Source organism: Stenotrophomonas sp. G4, assembly GCF_003428825.1.
GTDB lineage: Bacteria > Pseudomonadota > Gammaproteobacteria > Xanthomonadales > Xanthomonadaceae > Stenotrophomonas > Stenotrophomonas indicatrix.
Window position 1 is genome coordinate 2,284,677 of sequence record NZ_CP031741.1, and the last position, 24,784, is coordinate 2,309,460.

Annotated in this window: 18 protein-coding genes; 7 read left to right on the top strand and 11 right to left on the bottom strand. The window is 65.5% G+C overall.

Annotated elements, in window-relative coordinates; translation table 11 throughout:
* Nucleotides 1-33: 33 nt before the first annotated feature.
* The 4 genes from D0Y85_RS10665 to D0Y85_RS10680 form a co-directional block, all read right to left on the bottom strand.
* Nucleotides 34-3,099 (bottom strand): efflux RND transporter permease subunit, encoded by a 3,066-nt coding sequence (locus D0Y85_RS10665; protein WP_117310429.1) that lies wholly within the window; start codon nucleotides 3,097-3,099, stop codon nucleotides 34-36.
* Nucleotides 3,096-4,208, bottom strand: a complete 1,113-nt coding sequence (locus D0Y85_RS10670; RefSeq protein ID WP_117310430.1) for an efflux RND transporter periplasmic adaptor subunit — start codon at nucleotides 4,206-4,208, stop codon at nucleotides 3,096-3,098. Before D0Y85_RS10670 ends, D0Y85_RS10665 begins: the two co-directional genes overlap by 4 nt.
* A 65-nt stretch (nucleotides 4,209-4,273) precedes the next feature.
* Nucleotides 4,274-4,900 (bottom strand): TetR/AcrR family transcriptional regulator, encoded by a 627-nt coding sequence (locus D0Y85_RS10675; RefSeq protein ID WP_117310431.1) that lies wholly within the window; start codon nucleotides 4,898-4,900, stop codon nucleotides 4,274-4,276.
* A 121-nt stretch (nucleotides 4,901-5,021) separates the two neighbouring features.
* The gene (locus D0Y85_RS10680) at nucleotides 5,022-6,179 is read right to left on the bottom strand and encodes an MFS transporter (RefSeq protein ID WP_205420698.1); all 1,158 of its coding nucleotides are present in this window, start codon (nucleotides 6,177-6,179) and stop codon (nucleotides 5,022-5,024) included.
* A gap of 190 nt (nucleotides 6,180-6,369) precedes the next feature.
* Between D0Y85_RS10680 and D0Y85_RS10685 the strand changes: the two genes are divergently transcribed.
* The 4 genes from D0Y85_RS10685 to D0Y85_RS10700 all read left to right on the top strand — a co-directional run bounded on the left by D0Y85_RS10685 (nucleotide 6,370) and on the right by D0Y85_RS10700 (nucleotide 17,168).
* Nucleotides 6,370-7,335, top strand: a complete 966-nt coding sequence (locus tag D0Y85_RS10685; protein WP_117310433.1) for an AraC family transcriptional regulator — start codon at nucleotides 6,370-6,372, stop codon at nucleotides 7,333-7,335.
* Nucleotides 7,336-7,664: 329 nt separating this feature from the next.
* Nucleotides 7,665-16,376, top strand: a complete 8,712-nt coding sequence (locus D0Y85_RS10690) for a glycoside hydrolase family 94 protein (protein WP_117310434.1) — start codon at nucleotides 7,665-7,667, stop codon at nucleotides 16,374-16,376.
* Complete coding sequence (locus D0Y85_RS10695) at nucleotides 16,373-16,633, top strand: hypothetical protein (protein WP_117310435.1); 261 nt, start codon at nucleotides 16,373-16,375, stop codon at nucleotides 16,631-16,633. Before D0Y85_RS10690 ends, D0Y85_RS10695 begins: the two co-directional genes overlap by 4 nt.
* A 49-nt stretch (nucleotides 16,634-16,682) precedes the next feature.
* Nucleotides 16,683-17,168: a hypothetical protein gene (locus tag D0Y85_RS10700; protein WP_240329196.1), complete on the top strand. Its 486-nt coding sequence runs from the start codon at nucleotides 16,683-16,685 to the stop codon at nucleotides 17,166-17,168.
* Between the two features lie 65 nt (nucleotides 17,169-17,233).
* Here D0Y85_RS10700 and D0Y85_RS10705 read toward each other — a convergent pair whose 3' ends face one another.
* From D0Y85_RS10705 to D0Y85_RS10725, 6 genes are all read right to left on the bottom strand, one after another.
* Entirely contained in the window at nucleotides 17,234-18,103 is an 870-nt protein-coding gene (locus tag D0Y85_RS10705; RefSeq protein WP_117310436.1) for a trypsin-like serine protease, read from the bottom strand.
* Nucleotides 18,104-18,403: 300 nt separating this feature from the next.
* On the bottom strand, nucleotides 18,404-18,985 hold the full coding sequence (locus tag D0Y85_RS10710; RefSeq protein WP_162887651.1) for a hypothetical protein: 582 nt from the start codon (nucleotides 18,983-18,985) through the stop codon (nucleotides 18,404-18,406).
* On the bottom strand, nucleotides 18,982-19,362 hold the full coding sequence (locus D0Y85_RS10715; RefSeq protein WP_205420699.1) for a nuclear transport factor 2 family protein: 381 nt from the start codon (nucleotides 19,360-19,362) through the stop codon (nucleotides 18,982-18,984). The genes D0Y85_RS10710 and D0Y85_RS10715 overlap by 4 nt, the downstream gene beginning before the upstream one ends.
* Before the next feature lie 43 nt (nucleotides 19,363-19,405).
* Nucleotides 19,406-19,591: a hypothetical protein gene (locus tag D0Y85_RS20560; protein WP_162887652.1), complete on the bottom strand. Its 186-nt coding sequence runs from the start codon at nucleotides 19,589-19,591 to the stop codon at nucleotides 19,406-19,408.
* A 16-nt stretch (nucleotides 19,592-19,607) separates the two neighbouring features.
* Nucleotides 19,608-20,516 (bottom strand): methylenetetrahydrofolate reductase, encoded by a 909-nt coding sequence (locus D0Y85_RS10720; RefSeq protein WP_117310439.1) that lies wholly within the window; start codon nucleotides 20,514-20,516, stop codon nucleotides 19,608-19,610.
* Entirely contained in the window at nucleotides 20,516-21,430 is a 915-nt protein-coding gene (locus D0Y85_RS10725; RefSeq protein WP_117310440.1) for a LysR family transcriptional regulator, read from the bottom strand. The genes D0Y85_RS10720 and D0Y85_RS10725 overlap by 1 nt, the downstream gene beginning before the upstream one ends.
* A 175-nt stretch (nucleotides 21,431-21,605) precedes the next feature.
* Between D0Y85_RS10725 and msuE the strand changes: the two genes are divergently transcribed.
* The 3 genes from msuE to D0Y85_RS10740 are packed head-to-tail and all read left to right on the top strand — an operon-like array spanning nucleotide 21,606 to nucleotide 24,301.
* Nucleotides 21,606-22,187, top strand: a complete 582-nt coding sequence (msuE, locus tag D0Y85_RS10730) for an FMN reductase (protein WP_117310441.1) — start codon at nucleotides 21,606-21,608, stop codon at nucleotides 22,185-22,187.
* Between the two features lie 57 nt (nucleotides 22,188-22,244).
* Nucleotides 22,245-23,222 (top strand): DUF1852 domain-containing protein, encoded by a 978-nt coding sequence (locus tag D0Y85_RS10735; RefSeq protein ID WP_117311910.1) that lies wholly within the window; start codon nucleotides 22,245-22,247, stop codon nucleotides 23,220-23,222.
* Between the two features lie 44 nt (nucleotides 23,223-23,266).
* Nucleotides 23,267-24,301, top strand: coding sequence for a methionine synthase (locus tag D0Y85_RS10740; protein ID WP_117310442.1), 1,035 nt, complete (start codon nucleotides 23,267-23,269; stop codon nucleotides 24,299-24,301).
* A 145-nt stretch (nucleotides 24,302-24,446) separates the two neighbouring features.
* Here the strand turns inward: D0Y85_RS10740 and D0Y85_RS21025 are convergent, their stop codons facing one another.
* Entirely contained in the window at nucleotides 24,447-24,758 is a 312-nt protein-coding gene (locus D0Y85_RS21025; RefSeq protein WP_205420700.1) for an excalibur calcium-binding domain-containing protein, read from the bottom strand.
* Nucleotides 24,759-24,784 lie beyond the last annotated feature (26 nt).

The window sequence follows — 24,784 nt, forward strand, 5'->3', positions numbered from 1 at the left end:
TCACTTCCCATGTAAAAGAGATCCAGGCCACTTTCAGGCAACGCGGGTCTTGTCCGCTCGGACCTTGAACCAGATGGCATACATCGCCGGGAGGAAGACCAGCGTCATCACGGTGCCGGCGATGGTGCCGCCGATCAACGTGTAGGCAAGCGTTCCCCAGAACACCGAATGGGTCAGCGGAATGAAGGCCAGCACCGCTGCCAGGGAGGTCAGGATCACCGGGCGCGCCCGGTGAACCGTCGCCTCGATGATCGCGTGGAAGGTTTCCATCCCGGCTTCTTCGTTTTCGTGGATCTGACCGATGAGGATGAGCGTGTTGCGCATCAGGATGCCCGACAATGCAATCAGTCCAACCAGTGCGTTGATGCCAAACGGCTGCTGGAACAACAGCAGGGTCGGGACCACGCCGATCAGGCCGAGGGGGCTGGTCATGAAGACCATGATCATTGCGGAGATGGAGCGCACCTGCAGGATGATGATCAGCAAGGTGATCGCCAGCATGATCGGGAACAGCGGCAGCATGGCGCTCATCGCCTTGCCGGACTCTTCAATGGCGCCGGCCTGGGCAATGGCATATCCCTCGGGAAGCGAGGCGATGAGTGGCTGAAGCTGCCTGCTGATGGCCGCCGATACGTCCGGTGGCTGCAGGGCATCGTCGATATCACCGCGCACGGTGATGGTCGGCACGCGATCGCGCCGCCGCAGTACCGGCTCTTCCATGCGCACTTCGACAGCGCCGATCTGGGACAACGGCACGCGCTGGCCACCGGCGCCGACCAAAGTGAAATCGGCAATGCGCGCCGGGTCCAGGCGCGTATCCCCGCCAGATCGGGCAACCACTTCGACGGTGCGGATGTCCTCGCGAACGGCAGTGACCGGCACCCCGCTGAGGAAGAACTGCAACTGCTGCGAGACAGACGCAGAGGTCATGCCCATCGCCTGCAGGCGGTCCTGGTCCAACGTGAAGTGCAACGTTGGCGTGCGAACGCCCCAGTCGGTGTTCACGGTGCGCATCATCGGGCTGGCGTGCATGATCTGCTCGACCTTGGCCGCAATGCCGCGGATGACATCCGGATCCGGGCCACTGACCCGATAGGCCACCGGATAAGGCGAGTAAGGCCCGAACACCAGCTGCGTGACGCGCACGCGTGCTTCAGGCGCCAGTCCCTCCGCCACTGCCTGGCGGAGCCTTGCCTTCAGCGCATCGCGCTGTTGCTGGCTGTCGGTGCGGACGACGATCTTGGCAAACGCGGGATCGGGGAGCTCCGGCGAAATGGCGAGGTAGAAGCGCGGCGCGCCCTGGCCGATGTAGGCCGTGACGATCTTCGACTCCTCCTGCGCGGACAGCCACTTCTCCACCTTGCTGGCCGCCAGGCTGGTCTGTTCGATGGCGGTGCCGTAGGGCATCTGTACCTCGACCAGTACCTCCGGGCGATCAGAGATGGGGAAGAACTGCTTCTTCACCAACCCCATGCCTGCCACCGAAAGCACGAACAGGCCGATCACCGAACCGGCGGCCAGCCACTTGCGCGCAATCACGCGCGCCAGGATCGACCGGAAGCGGTTGTAGCGCGGCGTATCGTAGAGACTGCTGTGGCCGCGCTCCACGGCCTTCAGTTCAGGCAGAAGCTTCACGCCGAGATAGGGCGTGAAGAACACCGCGACCACCCACGACACGATCAGCGCGATGCCGACGATCCAGAACATGTTGCTGGTGTATTCGCCGGCAGTTGAGCGGGCAAAGCCATTGGGCATGAAACCCACGGCCGTGACCAGGGTGCCGGCCAGCATCGGCGCCGCGGTATGGCTCCAGGCATAGGCCGATGCCTTGATCCGGCTGTAGCCCTCTTCCATCTTCACCACCATCATTTCGATGGCAATGATCGCGTCATCGACCAGCAAGCCCAGCGCCAGGATCAGCGAACCGAGCGTGATGCGATCAAAGTTCTTTCCGGTGGCGGCCATCACCATGAACACCGCGGCCAGCGTCAACGGTACGGCAGCTGCCACCACGATGCCGACGCGCCAGCCCATGCTGACGAAGCACACCACCATCACCACCAGCAGTGCGACAAAGAACTTCATCATGAACTCGTCGACCGACGCGCTGATGTTCACCGCCTGATCGGTGACTTTCTCCAAGACCATCCCCACCGGCAGGCCGTCGTTGATCTTCCTGACCTCAGCGTCGAGCGAGGCGCCCAGATCCAGGCCGTTCCAGCCGTCGCGCATGACGATCCCGAGCAGCATGGCGGGCTCGCCCCCGTTGCGGATCATGAAGGTCGACGGATCTTCATAGCCGCGCTTGACGGTGGCGATGTCCTGCAGCTTCAGCGTCCTGCCCTGTGCAACGATGGGGGTATCCCGGATCTTCTGCAGCTGATCCAGCGCGCCGTCGAGGCGGATGAAGATCTGCGGGCCCTTGGCCTCCACGGAGCCGGCGGGCGTCAACGCGTTCTGCCCGTTCAGCGCGGCGAACACTGCCTGCGGCGTGATGCCCAGGTTGGCCAGACGTTGGTGGGAAAGCTCCACATAGATCCGCTCGGACTGCTCGCCGATGATGTTGACCTTCTTTACCCCCGGGACATGCAGCAGGCGCTGGCGAAGGGTTTCGGCGTCGCGTGCAAGCGCGCGGAACGGCTCGCCCTTGGCTTTCAACGCGAACAGCGCGAAGGTGACATCGGCGTATTCGTCATTGACCATCGGGCCGATGACACCTGCGGGCAGGTTTGCGGCTTCGTCGGCCATCTTCTTGCGCGCCTGGTAGAACTCTTCCTGCACCTCGGAAGGAGGCGTACCGTCCTGCAGGGTCAGCGTGGTGAAAGACAGGCCGGGACGCGTATATGTTTCGCTGCGGTCATACCAGCGCAGCTCCTGCAGGCGTTTTTCCAGCTTCTCGGCCACCTGGTCCTGCATCTCCGTGGGCGTGGCACCCGGCCACGCCGTGATCACTGTCATCACCTTGACAGTGAACGCCGGGTCCTCTGCGCGGCCCAGCTGGAAGAACGACACGATGCCGGCAACCGAGACCAGGAAGATCAGAAAGACGGTAATCGCGCGCTCGCGCACCGCAAGCGCCGACAGGTTGAACCCACTCACGGGTGGGCTCCCTTGCCAGCGGTAGTCGTGGCGGTATCGGCCAGACGAACCACCTGCCCTTCGCGGAGCAGGTGCGCGCCCAGCGCGGCCACGCGGTCGGATGCACTCAACGCGCCCTCAACCAGGGCCTGGTCGTCACCCAATCGCTTGACCACTACCGGCGTCCAACGGGCTTTGAGTGGCTCGCCCCCGATGACCCAGACACCGGCCCCGTTGCCGGGATCGAACACCGCGCCCAATGGGACCTCAACGCCCCCCACCCTGCCTGCAGCTGCGGTGCCTTCAACCGCTACCGCCACGGTGGACCCCAACGGCAATGCCGTGCTGCCGTCCTCCAGGGTGTAGCGGGCTTCAAAGGTGCGGGTTGCGGGGTCTGCCGATTCAGAGAGCACACGCAACCGTGCCGGAATCCTGCCACTTGCCCCGAACAGGGAAGCGGACGCCGCCGAGCCGATCTGCGGCCGAAGTGTCTCGGGCAGCTGGACGACGGCCTCGCGACTGCCTGCACGGGCAAGCCGGGCGACGATCTGCCCCGCTGCAACGACTTGGCCGGGCTCGGCCAGAATGTTCATGACCACCCCATCGGCATCGGCAACAAGCGCCGTGTACTGACTGGCATTGCGCGCGACACGGGCTTGGGCTTCGGCTGCCTTGAGCTGCGCGGACGCCGCGTCTGCGGCAGCCTTGATCTGATCGTAGGCCGACCGGGATACAACGCCCTTGGCCGCCAGGTCGCGATAGCGCGCCTCGTCCGCGGTGGCTTGCACATTCTGCGCACGGGCTGCGATGACGGCCTGCTGCTGGGACGCTGCGGCCAGGTTCAGATCGATGGGATCAATTCGATACAGCACGTCGCCGCGCTTGACCGTCTGCCCCGTCTCGACCAGGCGCTCGGTGATCTTGCCCCCCACCCGGAAGGCCAGATCGCTCTGCACCCGTGCGGCGACGATGCCAGTGAAGGTCCGCGCGTTTCCCGTGTCCGGCTGCACCTGGGCGACCCGGACGATGGGCGGCGCGGTTCGGGGGTCGCTATCACCCGCCCTGCTGCAGGCCACAAGGAGCAACGGAACAACACAGGAAATGGCTGGGAGTACAAAACGGCGACGCATGCGGCCTTCCGGAGTGGGGTGTCCGGCCGCATTGTGTTCCTAGTGACTCATTGCGTCAATAGTCACTACCGGTGTCGCTGCAAGCTCCTGAGGACCAGCTCCTGCAAGGCTTTGGGCGCTTCTTCGTGCAAGGGCGCCAGGTGCGGCAGCGTCACCGGGTTCAGATAAGGAAGCAGGACCTGATAGACCGCGCGGCCGGTCTCTTCAAGTGATGTCCGGCTCTCGAAGGCTCCGCAGGCACGTCCCTCCTTGATGATGTCTTCAACAAGCTGCCCGATCCGGTCTTGATACGCCTTCGCTGATGGCCATTGATCCGTCGCGGCGGCGACGGCGATTTCATACAGGCGCCGATCCTGCAGAAACAGGCGAAGACCGGCCTCCACAATGACGGTGAACAACACACGCAGCCTATCGTCAGGCGCTTGCACCCCCTGCAGGGCCTGACGAACCTCGCTTTCGATCTGACCGAGGCAATTGGCGCAGATCACCTCACCAATGGCCTGCTTGGAGGCAAAAAACTTGTAGATGTAAGCCTTGGAAAAACCGATGGCTTTGGCAAGGTCGGACACCGTGGTCTTGTCGTAGCCGTAATGGCTGAAATGCGCGGTGGCGGCCACGATGATCTGGGTGCGCACGTCGTGCTCGGCGGGGCCGCGCCCGCCGTCGAATGCTGCGGAGGTCGAAGTAGACATCGTGGAAGCGTAGCGCCGCGCCATCACGCCGGCAAATGGTGACCGTTTGGGTATCGGTCCACCAACCACCCGGCGGCTGTTTGATTTTCAGCTTCGGCAGGACGCTCAGGACAGATGACGGCTAGATGTGAAACGCCGGACCCGCCGACAACGTCGCCGAACTCACCCTGACACGGAACGCAATGAGCAGGCTCGCGATGAGCATCACCGCCGCAGCAACGGTGAGCACGGCAACAATGCCCCCGAACCCGAACACCAGGCCGCCCAAAGCGGCACCCGCGGCGATGGAAGACTGCACAGCAGCGACCACCATCCCGCCGGCGCTCTCGGCCTGATCGGGCACCGCACGTGCAACCCAGCTCGACCAGGCCACGGGCACGCCACCAAAGGCCAGGCCCCAGAGCGCGACCAGGACCGACAGCCCGCCAACGCCCACCGGCAACAGGAGCATGCCCAGCGCGGCTGCGCCAACCAAGGCGGGCATGATCACCAACGTGACTTTCAAGCTGCGCTCCATGAGCCAGCCGGCCAGCAGGGTGCCAACGAAATTCGCCACACCGAATCCGAGCAGAATCAGCGCCAGGCCATCCGCGCTCATCTGCCCCAGGCTCTCCAACGTTGGGCGGATGTACGTAAAGAGCGAGTACTGACCGGTGTGCGCCAGAACGCAGCCCAGCATGCCGACCGCAACGCCTGGCCGGCGCAGGAGCCCCACCACCGACTCTGGGACTGCCGCCTTGCGCGGGGCCATTCGGGGCAGCGTGAACCACTGGAACGCAAACGTGAGTCCACCTACCGCCGTCGCAGCCCAGAAGGCGCTGCGCCAGCCCAGCAGACCTCCCAGGTAGCTCCCCAAAGGAACGGAAACCACGGTGCCGACCGCAATGCCGCTGAAGATGATGGAAAGCGCGCGAGGCACGCGCTGCGGCGGCACCAACCGCATGGCCACGGCCGCTGCCATGCTCCAGAAACCGCCCAGCGCGATGCCCAGAAGGACGCGCATCACCAGCAGGACGCCCATGCTGGACGACAATGCCACCAGGGCGTTGGAGAGGATCATCAGACCCGTGAAACTCAACAGCACCAGGCGCCGGTCTATCGAACGGGTCAGCCGCGGCACCAGCAGGCCAGCGAACAGGGCCACTACAGCGGTGACCGTCACTGCTTGACCAGCCAGCGCCTCCGACACCGCCAGGTCCGCCGCCATCGGCGTCAACAGGCTGGCAGGCAGATATTCGGCCGTGAGCAGCCCGAAGACACCCATGGCCAGCGAAAACACCGCTACCCATGCCGACGAAGAAGGTTCCCCGCTACTCCAGGCCACAGAATCAGGTGCGTCTGCGGCATCAGCTACGTCATTACTCATCAAAGATCCCAGTGCAATCGTGCAGCCGAGAGTCTAGGGAGCCACGCCCGGATGATCTATGATTGCCTGACCTATATTTTTGATCGAAACCCCGGGTCGTCTCATGAGCCACGCTCCATCCCAGCCCACCGATCTGATCAGCGAGCTGCTGACCGGCATGCGGCTGCATGGCGTTCAATACCGACGCATTCAGACCGGGCCGACCTTTGGGCTTGGATTTTCTCCGAAGCCAGGCCATGCCTACTTCCATTACCTGGCAGTGGGCACTGCCATTCTTCGTGGCGCGGACGGTAGCCAACACCGCCTTTCTGCCGGGGATGTCGTGCTTCTTCCCCGCGGAGAAGAACACGCGTTGCTGTCGGGCGACGACCACCCCGTCCAGTGCCTGGAAACGATAGACGCAGCCCCGCTGGGTGACGCGGTGAGCGGCATAGACACGTGCCCGAGCACGCACGCCGTGCCGAGCGCAGTGCTCTTCCACGGCTGCATGGTGTTCGATCTGGGCGGCATGCAAGGGTTGAGCAAGGTGATGCCGGCGGTGATGTTGGCCGATGGCAACGGCACGCAGTTCCCTGGGCTGTTGCCCATGGTCGACGCGATGAAGCGCGAGGTGTGCTCCGGACGTATCGGATATGCAGGAATACTCTCCCGGCTGGCGGATGCAGTGGCCGCCATGATCGTTCGTGACTGGGTCGAGCGCGGTTGCGACGGCGCATCCGGCCTGGTCATGGCCATGCGCGACCCGCGTCTATCGCTGTCGTTGCTTGCCCTGCACAGAGACCCCGGGCGTGACTGGACCGTCGAAGCGCTGGCCGCAGAATCCAACATCTCACGCTCTGTCTTTGCAGACCGGTTCCAGACCGTTGTTGGAACCGCGCCCCTGCGGTACGTGACTGAGCTGCGGATGCAATTGGCAAGTCAATGGCTGACCCACCAGAGCCTACCGATCGAGGTAGTGGCAGAGCGCCTCGGCTACGCGTCGCAGGCCGCTTTCAGTCGCGCCTACAAGCGCGTCATCGGGCACTCGCCTGGCACGACCCGGCGCGGGCGCGCCTTGGCCTCGACATAGAAAGACCTGCCGCCCTGCTTCCGAACAATCGTCTCGCACTGTGCGGTTCATCGCCGCTGCAGCTCTGCAGCGCGCTTCATCATCAATGCGCGCTACGTTCTCGAAGACCAGCAGTGCGCCGGGCAGGCTGACATCCATCGTAGCCGAGGAGCGCGATGGATGGCGCGTTGCCGGCCAGCGGCCGGCACTACCCTTGCCTTGCTGACTCCGGGTCGCCTCAGGATCAGACCGCATTGAGCGGCAAGCACGCCAACCGGGCCCGGCCTTCACAGCTACCACGGCCCCTGCAATGCAACCATGCAGGACGCGCCCTGCCCCATCGGTAACCTATGCCCCACCTTCGTCGTCTTTTTGGCCGCTGGCTGCGCCTGCGTCGTCGTGTGCGTTGGCGCTGGCGTGAGCACCAGGCCTCGGCCCCGGCCATCGAGGCCACCGAGGGCCCACTGCGTGCCGCGCTGTACAACGTTGAACAGATGGAGGAGTACGGCCGCGCGCTTGCGCGACAGCATCGCGTTCGGTTGCGCCCCAGCCCGGAGCGCCTGCTCGAACGGCTGCAGGCCAACGAGCGCGTGCTGGAAGACGCCAACACGCTGCTGAGCAGCGTGGTGCGCGAACAGCGGCCGGTGACCCCGGCGGGGGAATGGCTGCTCGACAACTACTACCTGGTCGAAGAACAGATCCAGACCGCGCGACGCCACCTGCCGCGTGGCTACAGCCGCCAGTTGCCTTCACTTGCCTCCGGCCCATCGGCCGGGTTGCCACGGGTGTATGAGCTGTCGATGCAGGCGATCGCGCACGGTGACGGCCGCATTGACGCCGATACGCTGGGCCGCTTCATCGCCTCGTACCAGTCGCTCGCGCCGCTGAGCCTGGGCGAACTGTGGGCCGTTCCGATCATGCTGCGCCTGGCGCTGCTGGAGAACCTGCGGCGCATGGCCGCGCGGGTGATGCGCGATGGGACCGACCGCCGCCTGGCTGCGCAGTGGGCCGACCAGCTCAATCGCGCGGCGTCCGACACCCCTACTGATGTGGTCCTGGTGGTTGCCGACATGGCGCGGTCCGCGCCGCCGCTGACCGGCGCGTTCATCGCCGAACTGACGCGCTCGCTGCAGGGGCGCGGCGGCGCGTGGGCCATGCCCATCGCGTGGCTGGAACAGTGGGCGGCAGCGGCTGGGCAGCGCATCGACGAACTGGTTGCCGCCGAGGGGCAGCAGCAGGCGGCCGACCAGGTCTCCATCGGCAACAGCATCGGCAGCCTGCGCTTCCTCTCCACCATGGATTGGCGCACCTTTGTCGAAGACATGAGTGTGGTCGAGCAGCGGCTGCGGGAAGACCCCATGGCCGTCTATGCGCAGATGGATTTCGGCACCCGCGATGCCTACCGCCACGTGGTGGAGAAGATTGCCCGCGGCAGCCGCATCGCCGAGGAGCGGGTTGCGACCATCGCGCTGGACCTGGCACGGGCGGCTACGCCGGCGGACGGCCCACGCACGCACGTGGGCTACTGGCTGGTCGGCGAAGGCCTGCAGACCACTGTTGCGGCGGTGGCCGAGGCAGCACCGCGCCACCGCAAGGCACGGCGGCTGGCGCATCGCGTGCCGCTTGCGCTGTACCTGCTGCCGATCGGCCTGCTGGCGGTGCTGGCCACCAGCGGCCTGCTGGCAACCGGCAGCGGCTCGGTACCTGTCTGGCTGGCCGCGCTGCTCGGGCTGCTGGTGTTCAGTGAACTCGGCATCGTGCTGGTGAACTGGACTGCAACGGTGCTGGTCGCGCCCAGGCCGCTTCCCAAGCTTGATTTCAGCGAAGGCATTCCTGCCGCGTGCGCCACCGTGGTCGCAGTCCCCTCGATGCTGTCCAGCGTCGACGGCATCGACGTTCTGGTCGAAGCGCTGGAGGTGCGCTTCCTGGCCAACCGCGATCCCCAGCTGCGCTTCGTGTTGTTGACGGATTTTCTCGACGCGCCAGCCGCACAGGCGCCGATGGACGACGCCCTGCTTGCGCACGCCGTGGCACGGATCGAGGAATTGAACCATCGTTACGCGCCCGAGCGCGGCGACCGCTTCTACCTGCTGCACCGGCCCAGGCAGTGGAACCCGGGCGAAGGTGTGTGGATGGGCCACGAGCGCAAGCGCGGCAAGCTGGCCGCGCTCAACGCCCTGCTCCGCCAAGGCGATGCGGCGGCGTTCATGCGCATCGTTGGAGACGCGGCGGCCCTGATCGGCGTCCGTTACGTCATCACGCTGGACTCGGACACGCAGCTTCCGCGGGATGCGGCACGCGCGTTCGTCGCCACCTTGGCGCACCCGCTCAACCGCCCGCGCTTCGATCCGCAGCTGCAACGCGTGGTGGAGGGCTACGGCATCCTGCAGCCCAGCGTCGGCACCAGCCTGGGCAGGCGCCGCACCTCGCGTTTTGCCAGGATGTTCGGCAGCGAGCCCGGCATCGATCCGTACACGCGCATGGTTTCCGACGTCTACCAGGACCTGTTCGACGAAGGCTCGTTCGTGGGCAAGGGCATCTATGACGTCGACGCCTTCGAGCATGCGCTGGAGGGCCGCCTGCCCGAGAACCGCATCCTCAGCCACGATCTGCTGGAAGGCTGCTATGCACGCGCAGGCCTGGTCAGTGATGTGCGCCTGTACGAGGACTATCCCGAGCGCTACGCCGCCGACGCCAAGCGCCGTGCGCGCTGGATCCGTGGCGACTGGCAGCTGCTGCCGTGGTTGTTGCCGTGGACACCGCGCCCGGGCCCGGGGTGGGAACGCAACCGGCTCAGCCTGCTCTCGCGCGGCAAGTTGCTGGACAACCTGCGCCGGAGCGTGGTGCCGATCGCTGCCCTTGCGTTGTTGGTAGCCGGTTGGCTGTACGCGCGCAACCCTGCTGCGTGGACCGCGTGGGTGCTGGCGCTGTGGTTCGCGCCTCCGCTGATAGGCATGCTGCGTGATGGCCTGAGCGTTCCGGAAGACACCCCGCTGGAAGCGCATTACATCAAGGTCGGGCGCGGTACGTTGCAGTCGTTGCTGCGCGCGTCCACCCAGATCGCGTGCCTGCCCTACGAAGCACTGCTGGCCAGTGACGCCGTGCTGCGCACGCTCTGGCGCATGGCCGTCACGCGCCGTCACCTGCTGCAATGGAACCCCTCCAGCGAAGTCGAGCGCCGCCTTGGCAGTGATCGCGGCGCGGAGTGGCGGGTGATGGCGCCGGCCTCGCTGCTGGCGCTCGCGCTGGTGGCTGTGGTGGCCGGCGTGCGTCCGCAGGCACTGCCGATCGCCCTGCCCCTGCTGTTGGCATGGACCTTTGCGCCGGCATTGATGGCGTGGCTGGGCCGCCCGCCGGCGGCAAGCGTGGCCGAGTTGTCCGTCACGCAACGGGCGTTCCTGGGCCGGCTTGCGCGGCGCACCTGGTCCTTCTTCCAGGCCTGGGTGCGCGAGCAGGATCATTGGCTGCCGCCGGACAACATCCAGGAGCATCCGGCGCTGGTGGTCGCGCGACGCACCTCGCCGACCAACATCGGCCTGTCCCTGCTGGCCAATCTGTCTGCGTGGGATTTCGGCTATCTGCAGCAGGGCGCGGTGGCTGAACGTACCGCCCGCACGTTCGATACGCTGGACCAGCTGCCGCGCCATCGCGGCCACTTCCTCAACTGGTACGACACCGAAACCCTGGCGCCGCTGCCGCCGCGCTACGTCTCCACGGTGGACAGCGGCAACCTTGCCGGCCACCTGCTTACCCTGCGCCAAGGCCTGCTCGCGCTGGTGGACGCCCCGGTGCTGGCGCCGCACACGTTCGATGGCCTGGCCGATACGCTGGGCGTGCTGGAAGAGGAGCGGCAGCGTCATCGCGCCGACGATGCGTCGCTGGTCGAGGCGCTCAATCATCTTCGCCAGCGCCTGGCGTCTACGCGTGTCGACCGCCCGGTCGGGACGGCGCAGTCGCTGGCCCGCCTGCAGGAGCTGGCCGGCCTGGCCGACGACGTGCTGCTGCAATGGCCGGCACCGCCCTCGCCCGAGGACGGTGAGCTGCATTGGCCGGCCCTGTTCGCCGCCGAATGCCATGCCGCCCACGCCTCGCTTGCCGATATCCCTGCCGATGCCAGCGCGGCCGTCGACGCACCGGTGCCAAGCCTGCGTCAGTTGGCCGCCCTGCCCGGTACGGCCGGCGCGGACGCGCGCGCGCGCATCGAGCAGCTGCAGGACCTGGCGCACCGCGCGGGGCAGTTCTCGCTGATGGAATACGGGTTCCTGTTCTACCGTACCCGCAACCTGCTTTCGATCGGCTACAACGTAGACGACCACCGCCTCGACAACAGCTTCTACGACCTGCTGGCTTCCGAAGCGCGGCTGGGCGCGTTCGTTGCCATTGCGCAGGGCCAGCTGGCACAGGAAAGCTGGTTCGCGCTCGGCCGCATGCTCACCGAGGTCAACGGCACGCCGACACTGCTGTCATGGAGTGGCTCGATGTTCGAGTACCTCATGCCGCAGCTGGTGATGCCCAGCTATCCGGACACGTTGCTGGACCAGACCGCACGGCACGCGGTCGAGGCGCAGATCGTCTACGGCCGTACGCTGAACCTGCCATGGGGCGTGTCCGAGTCCGGCTACAACGCCGTCGATGCCCGCCTGAACTACCAGTACCGGGCGTTCGGCGTGCCCGGACTGGGGCTCAAGCGCGGCCTTGGGCAGGATCGGGTCATCGCGCCCTATGCCAGCATGATGGCACTGATGGTGGCGCCGGAAGCGGCCTGCCAGAACCTCCAGGTGCTGGAAGGATTGGGGTTCTGCGGGCGTTTCGGCATGTACGAGGCGATCGACTACACGCCCACCCGGGTGCCGCCGGGACAGGATCACGTCCTGTTGCGTTCGTTCATGGCCCACCACCAGGGCATGGGCCTGCTGTCGCTGGATTACCTGTTGCGCGACCAGCCGATGCAGCGCCGCTTCCTTGCCGATGTCGAGTTCCAGGCGACCTTGCTGCTGCTGCAGGAACGTATCCCGCGCGTGGGCGTGTTCCATCCCCATGAGGTCGAAGCGCTTGGCGAGCACTCGGCCCTGGCCGAGCACGAGACGTCCCTGCGCGTCCTGCGCGACCCGGGTGGGCCGCGCCCGGAAGTGCAGCTGCTGTCCAACGGTCGCTACCACGGCATGCTGACCCATGCCGGCGGCGGCTACAGCCGCCACGGCGACCTGTCGCTTACCCGCTGGCGCGAGGACGGTACCACCGATGCATGGGGCACGTTCTGCTACCTGCGCGATGTGGACAGCGGCGAGTTCTGGTCTGCCGCCTACCAGCCCACCTGCGTGGCAGTGGACAATTACGAGGCGATCTTCTCTGACGCCAAGGCGGAATTCCGCGGTGTGCGCCGCGGCTGCGAGAGCCACCTGCAGGTCGCCATCTCCGCCGAGGACGACATCGAGCTCAGGCGCCTGCGCCTGACCAACCGCAGCCGTCGCCCGCGCACGGTGGAGATCACCACCTATGCCGAAGTGGTGCTGGCACCCGCCGCGGCCGACGATGCGCACCCGGCCTTCAGCAACCTCTTCGTGCAGAGCGAGATCCTGGCCGCCAAGCAGGCGGTGCTGTGCACGCGCCGGCCACGTTCGAACGATGAGGTACCGCCGTGGATGTTCCATCTGGTGGCGGTGCACGATGCGGAAGTGGTGGCGATCTCCTATGAAACCGACCGTGCGCGCTTCCTGGGCCGTGGCAACACGCCGCGGACGCCGCAGGCATTGACCACCGATGCCGACCTGTCCGGCACCGATGGCTCGGTGCTGGACCCGATCGTGGCCATCCGCGTCCGCGTGGTGCTTGAGCCCGAGCAGACCGTACAGCTGGACATGGTGTATGGCATCGGCGCCAGTCGCGGCGGTTGCGAAGCACTGGTGGACAAATACCGTGATCGTCGCCTGGCTGACCGCGTCTTCGACCTGGCCTGGACACACAGCCAGGTGGTGCGCAGGCAGATCAACGCAAGCCAGGCCGAGGCATCGCTGTACGAGCGCCTGGCCAGCCACGTCCTGTATGCCGGTCCGCTGCTGCGCGCCGGTGCAGGCGTCCTGCAGCAGAACCAGCGAGGACAATCCGGGTTGTGGGGCCATGCCATCTCCGGTGACCTGCCCATCGTGCTGCTGAAGGTCACCGACGCGGACAACGTGGAACTGGTCCGGCAACTGGTGCAGGCGCATGCCTACTGGCGCCAGAAGGGCCTCAACACCGACCTGGTCATCTGGAACGACAGCAAGGCCGGCTATCGGCAGGAGCTGCAGGACCAGATCCTGGGGATGGTGGCCGCCAGTTCGGAGACCGGCCTGCTCGACCGCCCCGGCGGCATTTTCGTGCGGCCGGTGCAGAACATGACCCACGAGGACCGCATTCTGTTGCAGGCGGTGGCACGGGCAGTCATCAGCGACGAAGACGGTACGTTGGTCGCGCAGGTGGGGCGTCAGCCGTTGCCTCCGCGACGGATCCCGGCCCTGGTGCCGCAAGCGCTGCAGCAGGAGCTGGCCCTGTCGATGGAGGCGACGCCCGGGCTGCCCATCGTTGCCGACCTGGGCCCGGAGCCCGGACTGCCGCCGAGCGCCGAGCACGACGAAGAAGTGGACGACCCGTGGCCTTTCCTTCCCTACCGCGGCACCGGCCGATTCGACAACGGCACCGGCAGTTTCAGCGAGGACGGCCGCGAGTACGTGGTGGTGGTCCGCGAAGGCGCGCCGACGCCGGCGCCATGGGCCAACGTGATCGCCAACGCCCGCTTGGGCACGGTCGTCAGCGAGAGTGCACCGGGCTACACATGGTTCGAGAATGCACACGAATTCCGCCTGACGCCCTGGCTCAATGATCCGGTGTCGGACACTGGCGGCGAAGCCTTCTACGTGCGCGACGAAGACACCGGTCGTGTCTGGTCGCCGATGCCGCTGCCGCGCCGTGGCACCGGCGCGTACCGTACGCGCCATGGCTTCGGCTACACGGTCTACGAGCATGTTGAAGACGGCATCTCCAGCGAATTGTGGGTCTTCGTCGACGTCGCCGCGCCGCTGAAGTTCTCGGTCCTGCGGCTGCACAACCTGTCGGGCCGGCCACGGCGGTTGTCGGCCATCGGCTACGTTGAATGGGTGATGGGTGACCTGCGCGCGAAGTCGCGCATGCACGTACTCACCGAGCGTGACCCGCAGAGTGGCGCGCTGCTGGCGCGCAACACCTACAGCACCGACTTCGGCGGCCGGATGGCCTTCTTCGACACCGATGCCGATGGCTGCGGCTGGACCTGTGACCGACTGGAGTTCATCGGCCGCAACGGCAGCCTGCACGCACCGGCGGCGTTGCGTCGCGAGCGCCTGGATTCGCGGCTGGGTGCGGGCCTGGATCCGTGCGCGGCGATCCAGGTGCCGTTGCTGCTGGCTGCAGGCGACCGCAGCGAAACGACGTTCCGCCTTGGCGCCGGGCGCAACCGCAAGGAAACGCTGGCGTTGGCACGAAGCCGCCAGGGCGCCCATGAGGCCATCGATGCGCTGGACGCGGTGCGCATCCACTGGCGCAACGTGCTGGCCACGGTGCAGGTGCGCACGCCAGACCCGGCGCTGGACGCACTGGCCAACGGCTGGCTGGTCTACCAGACGCTGGGCTGCCGCTACCTGGCGCGCAGTGGCTACTATCAATCAGGCGGGGCGTTCGGTTTCCGCGACCAGCTGCAGGATGCACTCGCCCTCGTGCACGCTCGTCCGGACCTGACCCGCGAGCACCTGCTGCTATGCGCTGCACACCAGTTCACCGAAGGCGATGTGATGCACTGGTGGCACCCTCCGCAAGGTCGCGGCGTGCGCACCCGCTGTTCGGACGATTACCTCTGGCTGCCGCAGGGCGCATGCCGCTACCTGGAGGTTACCGGCGACGCCAGCGTGCTGGACGAAGTGGTCGGCTACATCGAGGGGCGCGCGGTGACACCCGAAGAGGAAGGGTATTACGACATGCCCACGCCTTCGACGCAGCGCGGCACGCTGTATGCGCACTGCGTGCTCGCGCTCGAGCGCGGTTGCCGCTTGCTCGGCGAACGTGGCCTGCCACTGATGGGCAGCGGGGATTGGAACGACGGCATGAACCGCGTCGGCGACCAGCAGCGCGGTGAAAGCGTGTGGCTCGGCTTCTTCCTGCATGACACGCTCCGCCGCTTCATCGGGCTGGCCAGTGCGCATGGCGATGCACCGCGTGCGGAGTGGTGCCAACAGCAGGCCGAAAGCCTGCGCCAGAACCTGGAACAGCATGCCTGGGACGGGGCATGGTATCGCCGCGCCTGGTTCGACAACGGCGCCCCGTTGGGCTCGTCACAGAACGAAGAATGCCGCATCGATTCGATTTCGCAGAGCTGGTCGGTGCTGTCAGGCGTCGCCGCGCCTGAGCGTGCCTCGCAGGCGCTGGATTCGCTGTACACGCACTTGGTGCGAAAGGACGCCAAGCTGATCCAGCTGCTCGATCCGCCCTTCGACCAGACCCCGGAAGACCCCGGCTACATTCGTGGCTACGTACCGGGCGTGCGCGAGAATGGCGGCCAGTACACCCACGCGGCCGTGTGGGCGGCCATGGCATTCGCACAGCAGGGCGATGCGGTGCGTGCCTGGGAGCTGGCCGGCATGATCAACCCGCTCAGTCACACGCTGGACCCGGAGGCGATCCAGACCTACCGCGTCGAGCCCTATGTGCTGGCAGCCGACGTCTACGCCGTGCCTCCGCACGTCGGGCGAGGCGGCTGGACGTGGTACACCGGCTCGGCCGGTTGGATGTATCGCCTGCTGGTCGAATCGCTGCTTGGCATACGTCGGCAAGGCGATCGTCTTTCGTTGGCACCGTGCCTGCCCGATCACTGGCCGTCATTCGAACTGAGCTACCGCTTCGGCCGCAGCTTCTACGAGTTCGTGGTGACCCGCACTGCGCAGGACCAGCCCACGCTGCACGTGGATGGCGTGCTGCAGCCGGACCTCACCGTCCTGCTGCGCGACGACGGCCATCACTACCGCGTCGCGCTTGATCTGGGTGCGGCCCCAGGATGAACGTGCGCCCTGAAATACAGGTGCAGCTTGATGCGCTGGCCGAGATGCTGGTGCACTGGTTGGCGCGGTCGCGGCATCCGGCGCAGTTCTGGCCGCAGTTTGAAACGCTGGCTGCGGAGATTCTGGACCAATGCGAGCACGCAGAAAGGGGCCAGGCGCACGCGTGCATCCAGGCCATGCTCAAAAGCCACGCGCTGGAGCTTCCGTCCTGGTACGAACGTGATGACAGCCTGCCACCAGGGACATCAGGAGAGTGATGGCCAGCTCTGTACGGTACGATGCCTGGCCAACTGACCAGAGATTCGCATGCTCGTCTCCACTCGCCTGTTGCTTGCCATCGCCGCTTCCCTGCTGCCGCTTTCCGGGACGATCGCAGCACCGTCCTCACAGCCCGCTTCCACCGCCCCGGCCAGCAGCTGCCAGGACGACGCCTCCCGCTGCCCCGCATGGATGCCCTCACAGGCCGAGGCGCGCAATGCCGTCGCCGATTACTTCTGCGAGCTCGCCGACCAGGGGCGCATCCAGCCTCGGGTAAAGCCGTTGGTCCGCGCCGAATCCTCGCCACTGAACTGTGGCGCGCTGGGAGAGCAGGCCGGTTCGAACTTTGTCTGCGGCGGTGAAATGCGCTTCGTCGGCAAGCGCGGCGAAATGGATACCATCACGTTCAGTCCCACACTTCGCCGCGAGGAGAATGGGCGCATCGCGTTCTACGTGGGCGACGACGAGGATGGTGAACAGGTGTGGCGGGTGCCCGCCCCGCGCGCCACCTCAGCGACATGCGCGGTGCGCTGAGCGCGGCACATCCTGCGCGCGCACCGCTTCGGAACAGTTTGTGGGGGATTTCACGATCGAACCTGTTACGGGCGTCCATTTCCAAGTGAGCCATTGGCGCGTCCGGTTTTACGGGGCGGCAGGCTATCGTCCCCCTGCCGCATGACGGCCTCGATCCAGTCGACGTAGCGTGACACGCGAACGTTGTGGACCATCTGGCCATAGAAGCCCGCTTCAAGGGCATGCTCGGGTACGGCCGTGATCCAGGACCCCAGTCCCACCAATTGCCAGCTGCCGTGGTCGTTGACCACAAGCGGACCACCGCTGTCTCCGCTTCCCAGTACGCCCTCAAGCGGCAGGCCCTGCGGCGGCGGATCGAACCGGTACCAGAGATACCGCTGATTGCCGCCGGTGATCGTGTTGTGGGCCCGCCGCAGGGATGTACGGTGCGGCGCATCCGGCAACTGGCCAACCGCACCGTTGCCGGTGGCGCCCTTCCCTATCAGGACGGCGACCTGCGTGACCTCTGCTGAACCCCGATACAGCGCCACGGGCGTGGCATCGGTCACCGGCGCGGCAAGCTTGATCAGCGCGATGTCATCCGAGGCCGCCAGGAAGGCATGGATCCGGGAAGGACTTCCTGTTGCCATCGCCTCCTTGCCCAGCGCCTCGGGCATCCTCCGGTAGCCGGGATGCAGGAATACGCGTTCAACGCCATACGCGTTGCCATTGACCGCGATCGTTGCTCCCATCCCTTCCATCGGCGCTGCATGCGCTGCGGTCAGCACCCAACGCGGGGCGATGAGAACGCCGTGCCCCTCTCCTGGCATGTCCGCCAGCGCCGGGAAGTCAGATCGGTCGATGCGGTACCTGCCATCGTCGACGTCATCACGGATGACGATGGCCCCGGCAGCAAACGGGAGCGCGGCAAGCAGCAGAAAGAGCCAGCGATTCATCGAAAGCATTCATCCTTGGGGTCGATCGATCCAGCCTAGCCAAACGCATCGACACTGCTGATGGACGCGCGACCAATTCCCGTGGTGGCCGACGAAGGGATGGAAACCACGTCTGAAACCGGGAAGCGCCGAGACGTTTAGTGTTCACCGCGCAAGGCGAGCCTGGCATTCCTGCGGATCGAACAGCCCGTACGTGCGCAGGGTTTCCAGATTGGCACGCCCTTGAATTCCTCTGCTCACAGCCCCGGAGCGAAGATCGGGAACCAGGAAGGCCCCCCGTCCATGAGAACGTCGCGCACTTCACCGGGTGAAGTACAGACACCCGGCCACGGCGATCGGCATCGGGTCGGCCTCGATGCGCTGGGCCACCAGTGCCATCACTTCGATGCCATCGCCCTGGGCTTCGGGTGCTGACTGGACCACCCGCATTCCTCCGGGTTCGCCCTGCGTCCCCGGCCCATCGAGGGAAAGCGCTTTGGTGAGGTCTGCAGCAAGGGCTGCATCGAAGACAGCCACCACGGAACTGCGCGACAGTATCAGCCGCGTGGACGGATGACCGAAGACCAGAGCCGGTGCTGGAAGCTTCATTTCCGCGACAACGCCGGGCATGTCGCCCAGTGCATTGCTGTAACCCCCACCCTTGCCGGCGATCGGCTGCCAGCCACCCGATGGCTTCCCGCGGGTTGCGATGTCACGCAATTGATAGGCCAACTCCCGGAATGCGGTGCGATCCGCCTTGCAGGACACGAGCGCCAGCGCCTGATCGATTTCATCCTGCCTGGGAACGGTGTTGCGGATCGATTCTGCTGCCGGGGCGTTCGGCGCAATGACAAGCCCCAAGCCTGCGAGCAGTAGAATCCTGTTCAACGTACGGGTGATCAATGCGCAATGCTCCTGCCTGGGGTGCCAACACTGTTCGGCACCACACCGGACAGCTGGGAAACACCCTCATTTTGATCATGCAGGGCAATCTCGACCGATTGCCATTCGGCCACGCTCAGCTTCTGGCGCCCTGAACGATGCAGGGCCAGATCATCCTGCTTGCCAAACACTTCGCCCGAAGGCCCCACAAAGATCAGGGCGTCTGCAATCAGGCCATCCAGCGCGGCCACGTCGCTGGTGAGCATCGCGATGCGCAGCGCTTCTTCGAGCTGCCGTATTTCAGTGTCCATGCCGGCTCCATGGTAGTTGGGCGATTGCTGCTTCAGTGACAACCTGCCATCACTGCCGATGGGCTGCGGGCAGTGTGTTCGATTCATGGGTTCTCCCAGGGCCAGGATTGATTCAGGCGCGTATACGGGACTACGCCGGCCATGTCAGCCACGCGCCCGGCTCGACGACCTGCACGGCCACGGCACGGTCACCGGCTGCCTTGCGAAGCCGCCCGAGCGGGTCGTCCACTTCCGCATGGTTGTCCATTCCGCTGATGCCATAGTGAATGGGCGCCAGCGTGCGGGATTGCGCCAGAGGCGTACGGTGATCGGCCATGACAGGCCCATGCGTCTCATGACGGTTCATCGGCAACAGGTGAGCCGGTCGCGTGCGCATCGCCTGCACGCATCCGGTAGTGCTCCACCCACTCCATGGTTGGTGCGATACCGCCGAAGGGAAACAGATGCGGGCTGACCTGCCCATGGGCTTCGGTCAAGCCCTCTACCAAGCGATCCACGAACACGTCCGGCCCGGCTCTTCCCAGCAGGCGGCCGATGGAGATGCCGTAGCGGGACAGCATCGAGGTGCTTGCAGCGACGCCGCACATGGCCGCATAGCGTACAAGCCGCGCGATGCTGGCCGGCCCGGGAACGCCCACCAGCACCGGATGGGTGATGCCACGGGCGCGTAGTTCATTCAACCAAGCCAGCACGATATCGGCGTCGAATGCGAACTGGGTGATGACCAGCGGTGCCATGCCTCGCTCTTCGATACGCTGGCACTTGCTTTCAAGCACGCGCCACCTCTCGGCGCTGGTCATCACCGGATGGCCTTGCGGATGCCCGCCCACCCCTACGACCTTGATGCCGGCGCGCTCGAGAATGCCGCTCTCGATGATCGATGTGCTGTCGGCGAACGGCCCGGCAGGCGTGGCAAGATCGCCTGCGATCACGAAACAGCGCTCAATGCCGGCGTCGATGACGGCACGCTCGATGAAGTGCTCAAGCGCCGCCCGCGAGCCGATGCGGCGTGCGGAAAGGTGCGGCATCGGCTCGAACCCCAGTTCGCGCACCCTGCGTGCCGCCGCCAGTCGCGCAGCATCGTCCTCGCTCGGCAGGTAGGGAATGGAGATCGTCGTCCCCCGTGCAATGCGGTCGGCTTCGGCGCGCAGCGCAGGCATGGCCTTGGCACTGACTTCCAATGAAAAGGCGTTGACGAAGGTCTGCGCCAGTGCCTCCATGCGGCCAACGCCTGCTGACATCAGCCGGCTCCACGCAGGTTGCCGGCGCGTGTGGAGCTGTTCCGTGCCAGTTCGACAAACGCCTGCAGGTAATCGATACCGGTATCGGCCTCACGCGCGCCCAGGTAGATCTGCTTGGGAATGCCTTTCGCACCCAGACGCACCGGTACCACGTCCATGCGGGCGGCATATTCCTCCACCAGCCAACGTGGCATGGCGGCCACGCCGCGACCGCTGGCCACCATCTGCATCATGATGTCGGTGGTTTCGATGACCTTGTGGCGCCGGGGCGTGACCCCGGCAGGCAGCAGGAACTGGTTGTAGATATCCAGCCGCTCGAACGGCACCGGATAGCTGATGAGTACTTCATGGCTGAGCTGGCGGGGCTTGACGTGCTCGACCGGCGCCAGCGCATGGCCCTTGGCCACCACCAGCACCTGCTCGTAGTCGAAGACGGGGACGAACTTCAGGCCCGGCTTCAACAGCGGGTCGGGCGTGACCAGCAGGTCGATCTCATAGCCGAACAAGGCGCCGATGCCACCGAACTGGAACTTCTGCTTGACGTCCACATCGACGTCGGGCCAGCTGGCCAGATAGGGCGAGACGATCTTCAGCAGCCACTGGTAGCAGGGGTGGCATTCCATGCCGATGCGCAGCGCGCCACGCTCGCCCTGCGCGAACTGGCCCAGACGTTCCTCGGCCAGGTCCAGCTGCGGCAGCACCCGGTTGGCCACCGCCAACAGGTACTGGCCCGCCTGGGTCAGGCGCAGGCTGCGGCCTTCGCGCAGCCAGACGTTGGTGCCCAACTGCTGCTCCAGCTTCTTCATGCTGTGGCTCAGGGCTGATTGGGTCAGGTTCAGCACACCGGCGGCGGCGGTCAGCGAGCCTTGCTGTTCGACCTGCTGCACGATGCTGAGATGGATCCGCTCCAACATGACGATGAATCTCACTCATGGATTGGTGAAGTAATACCATTTTACGTCATGGGAAGGGCTGGCTAGCATCGGCTCATGCCTTCGGATCCCTGCCAGCGCGGCTACCCAGCCGGCACGCAGAACTGCGCCCCAGCAGGTCACCCCGAAGCAGCCCCTCCCCTGCTGAAGCGAAGAGATGACCCGCCCCCTCCGTATCGTCGCCGTTTCCGGCGGGCTGCAGCGCCCCTCAAGGGCCGCGACCCTGGCCGAGCACCTGCTGGACCTGATCGGCGAAGGCGTCCCCTGCGATCAGTACCTGATTGAACTGGGTGAACTGGCGCCACAACTGGCCGGTGCGCTCCGGCGCTCGCAGTTGCCCGAAACCGCGGAGCGGCAGTTGGCCGCTGTCGAGCGGGCCGATGTGCTGGTGGTGGTTACGCCGGTCTACCGCGGTTCGTACACCGGCCTGTTCAAGCACTTCTTCGATTTCATCGACCAGGACGCGCTGGTCGATACCCCGATCCTGCTGGCCGCCACCGGCGGCAGCGAACGCCACGCGCTGGTGATCGATCACCAGCTGCGACCGCTTTTCAGCTTCTTCCAGGCGCGAACCCTGCCCTTGGGTGTCTACGCAACCGACAAGGATTTCGCAGACGGCTGCGTGCATAACGAGGCCCTGATGCAGCGGGCGCGGCTGGCGGTGCAGCGAGCGATGCCCCTGCTTGCCCTCTCCCATCGTGCAGCCCCTGCCGCTACCGAGGCCGCTGCAGTCCTCTGAATGCCGAATGCCAGCGACCTGCATTCGGATGTCACCCCGCAACCCGGAACGCCGCCCATGACGACCGAGAACTTCACCTTCAGCATCACCCGTATTCCGTTCAACGAGGACTACCAGCCCGCTGACGGCACGCGAATCACCACCAACTTCGCCAACCTGGCCCGCGGCGAATCCCGCCAGGAAAACCTGCGCAACACGCTCGGCATGATCAACAACCGCTTCAACGATCTGGCGCACTGGGACAACCCCAGCGCGGATCGCTACGCGGTCGAGCTGGACATCATCTCGGTGGAGATGCACATCGATGGCAGCGACGGCAGCGATACGTTCCCGTTGATCGAGGTACTGCGGCCGACCATCGTCGACACGCGTACCGGCGTGCGTACGGAAGGCATCGTCGGCAACAATTTCTCCTCCTACGTCCGCGACTACGATTTCAGCGTCGTGCTGCCCGCCAGCAACGAAGGCAAGGCCACCTTCGGCATTCCCGAAGATTTCGGCGATCTTCATGGCAAGCTGTTCAAGCACTTCCTGGCGTCCGACGCCTACCGTGCGCACTTCAGCAAGCCGCCGGTGATCTGCATCAGCGTGTCCAGCAGCAAGACCTACCATCGCACCGAGAACCACCATCCCATCCTGGGCGTCGAGTATCGGCAAGGCGAGTTCTCCACCACCGACCAGTACTTCGACAAGATGGGGCTGCAGGTGCGCTACTTCATGCCGCCAGGCAGCGTCGCGCCACTGGCGTTCTACTTCCAGGGTGACCTGCTGGGCGACTACTCGAACCTGGAACTGATCGGCACCATCAGCACGATGGAGGCCTTCCAGAAGATCTACCGCCCCGAGATCTACAACGCCAATTCCGTAGCGGGCAAGGTCTACCAGCCCAGCCTGAAGCACCAGGACTATTCGTCCACCCGCATCGTCTACGACCGCGAAGAGCGCAGCCAGCTGGCGGTCAAGCAAGGCCGGTTCACCGAAGAACACTTCATCAAGCCGTACCGCGCCGTGCTTGAGCAGTGGGCCGCCCGCTGATCAGTCGATTCCCCCTTTCCCACCTGGACACAAGAAACAGCCCGATGAAGAAACTACTGCCCACCTCGACCGCCGGCAGCCTGCCCAAGCCGTCCTGGCTTGCACAGCCGGAAAAGCTCTGGTCGCCCTGGAAGCTGCAGGATGAAGAGCTGCTGGAGGGCAAGCAGGATGCCCTGCGCCTGTCCCTGCAGGAGCAGCAGCATGCCGGCATCGACATCGTCAGTGATGGTGAGCAGACACGGCAGCATTTCGTCACCACGTTCATCGAGAACCTCAGTGGTGTCGATTTCGAAAAGCGCGAAACCGTCCGCATCCGCGACCGCTACGACGCCAGCGTGCCCACCGTGGTGGGTGCGGTGAGTCGTCCGAAGTCGGTGTTCGTGGAGGACGCGAAGTTCCTGCGCAGGCACACCACGCAGCCGATCAAGTGGGCGCTGCCGGGCCCGATGACCATGATCGACACGCTCTACGATGCGCACTACAAGAGCCGCGAAAAGCTGGCATGGGAGTTCGCCGGGATCCTCAACCAGGAAGCCAGGGAACTGGAGGCGGCCGGCGTCGACATCATCCAGTTCGACGAACCAGCCTTCAATGTGTTCTTCGACGAAGTGAACGATTGGGGTGTCGCTGCACTGGAACGCGCGGTCGAAGGGCTCAAGTGCGAAACCGCAGTGCATATCTGCTACGGCTACGGCATCAAGGCCAACACCGACTGGAAGCAGACGCTGGGTTCGGAATGGCGCCAGTATGAAGAATCGTTGCCGAAGCTGCAGACGTCCAGCATCGACATCATCTCGCTGGAATGCCACAACTCGCACGTGCCGATTGACCTGATCGAGCTGGTGCGCGGCAAGAAGGTGATGGTCGGTGCCATCGATGTGGCGTCCAGCACGGTCGAAACGCCGGAAGAAGTGGCCAACACGCTGCGCAAGGCCCTGCAGTTCGTGGATGCCGACAAGCTCTACCCCAGCACCAACTGCGGCATGGCGCCGCTGTCGCGTGACGTGGCGCGAGGCAAGCTGCGCGCGCTCAGCGCGGGCGCACAGATCATCCGCGACGAGATTCTGGCCCGCGGCTGAGCAGGACGGCGCGCCTGCGGGCGCCCTGCCCAGCGCGCGTGATCTCTAGTCAATGCAGGTGGGGGGTGCCCCCACCTTATTGCAATTCATCTTCAACTCGGCTGCCGGCGAGCGTGCACCACTGACGTGCAACCGTACCCCCGCCTCACCTGCGCCCACGATAGGGCTCACACCCCACCCCATCATTGTCACGATCAAGGTGGGGCCCATATCCAGGCTCTCCACGGCGCACAGGTGCCGCACCGGCTGCGCGGGCTTCGGCGCAGTTTGCGAATGCACCTGATCTGCGCGCACGCCCTGGAGTGAAATTGTTGCGGGGTGCGTCGAAGTTGCGAGGTGCAACCGGGCCACCTCGATGGCAATGGTAGTCGCCCGTTGTGCGATTGGTATGGCAGCCGTTCTTGTCGAGACCGCCGCTGTGCGCTAACGCCTCGACAGGTAACGCCAATGCGATCACGACCGCAAAAGTGAGATTCGCGTGGA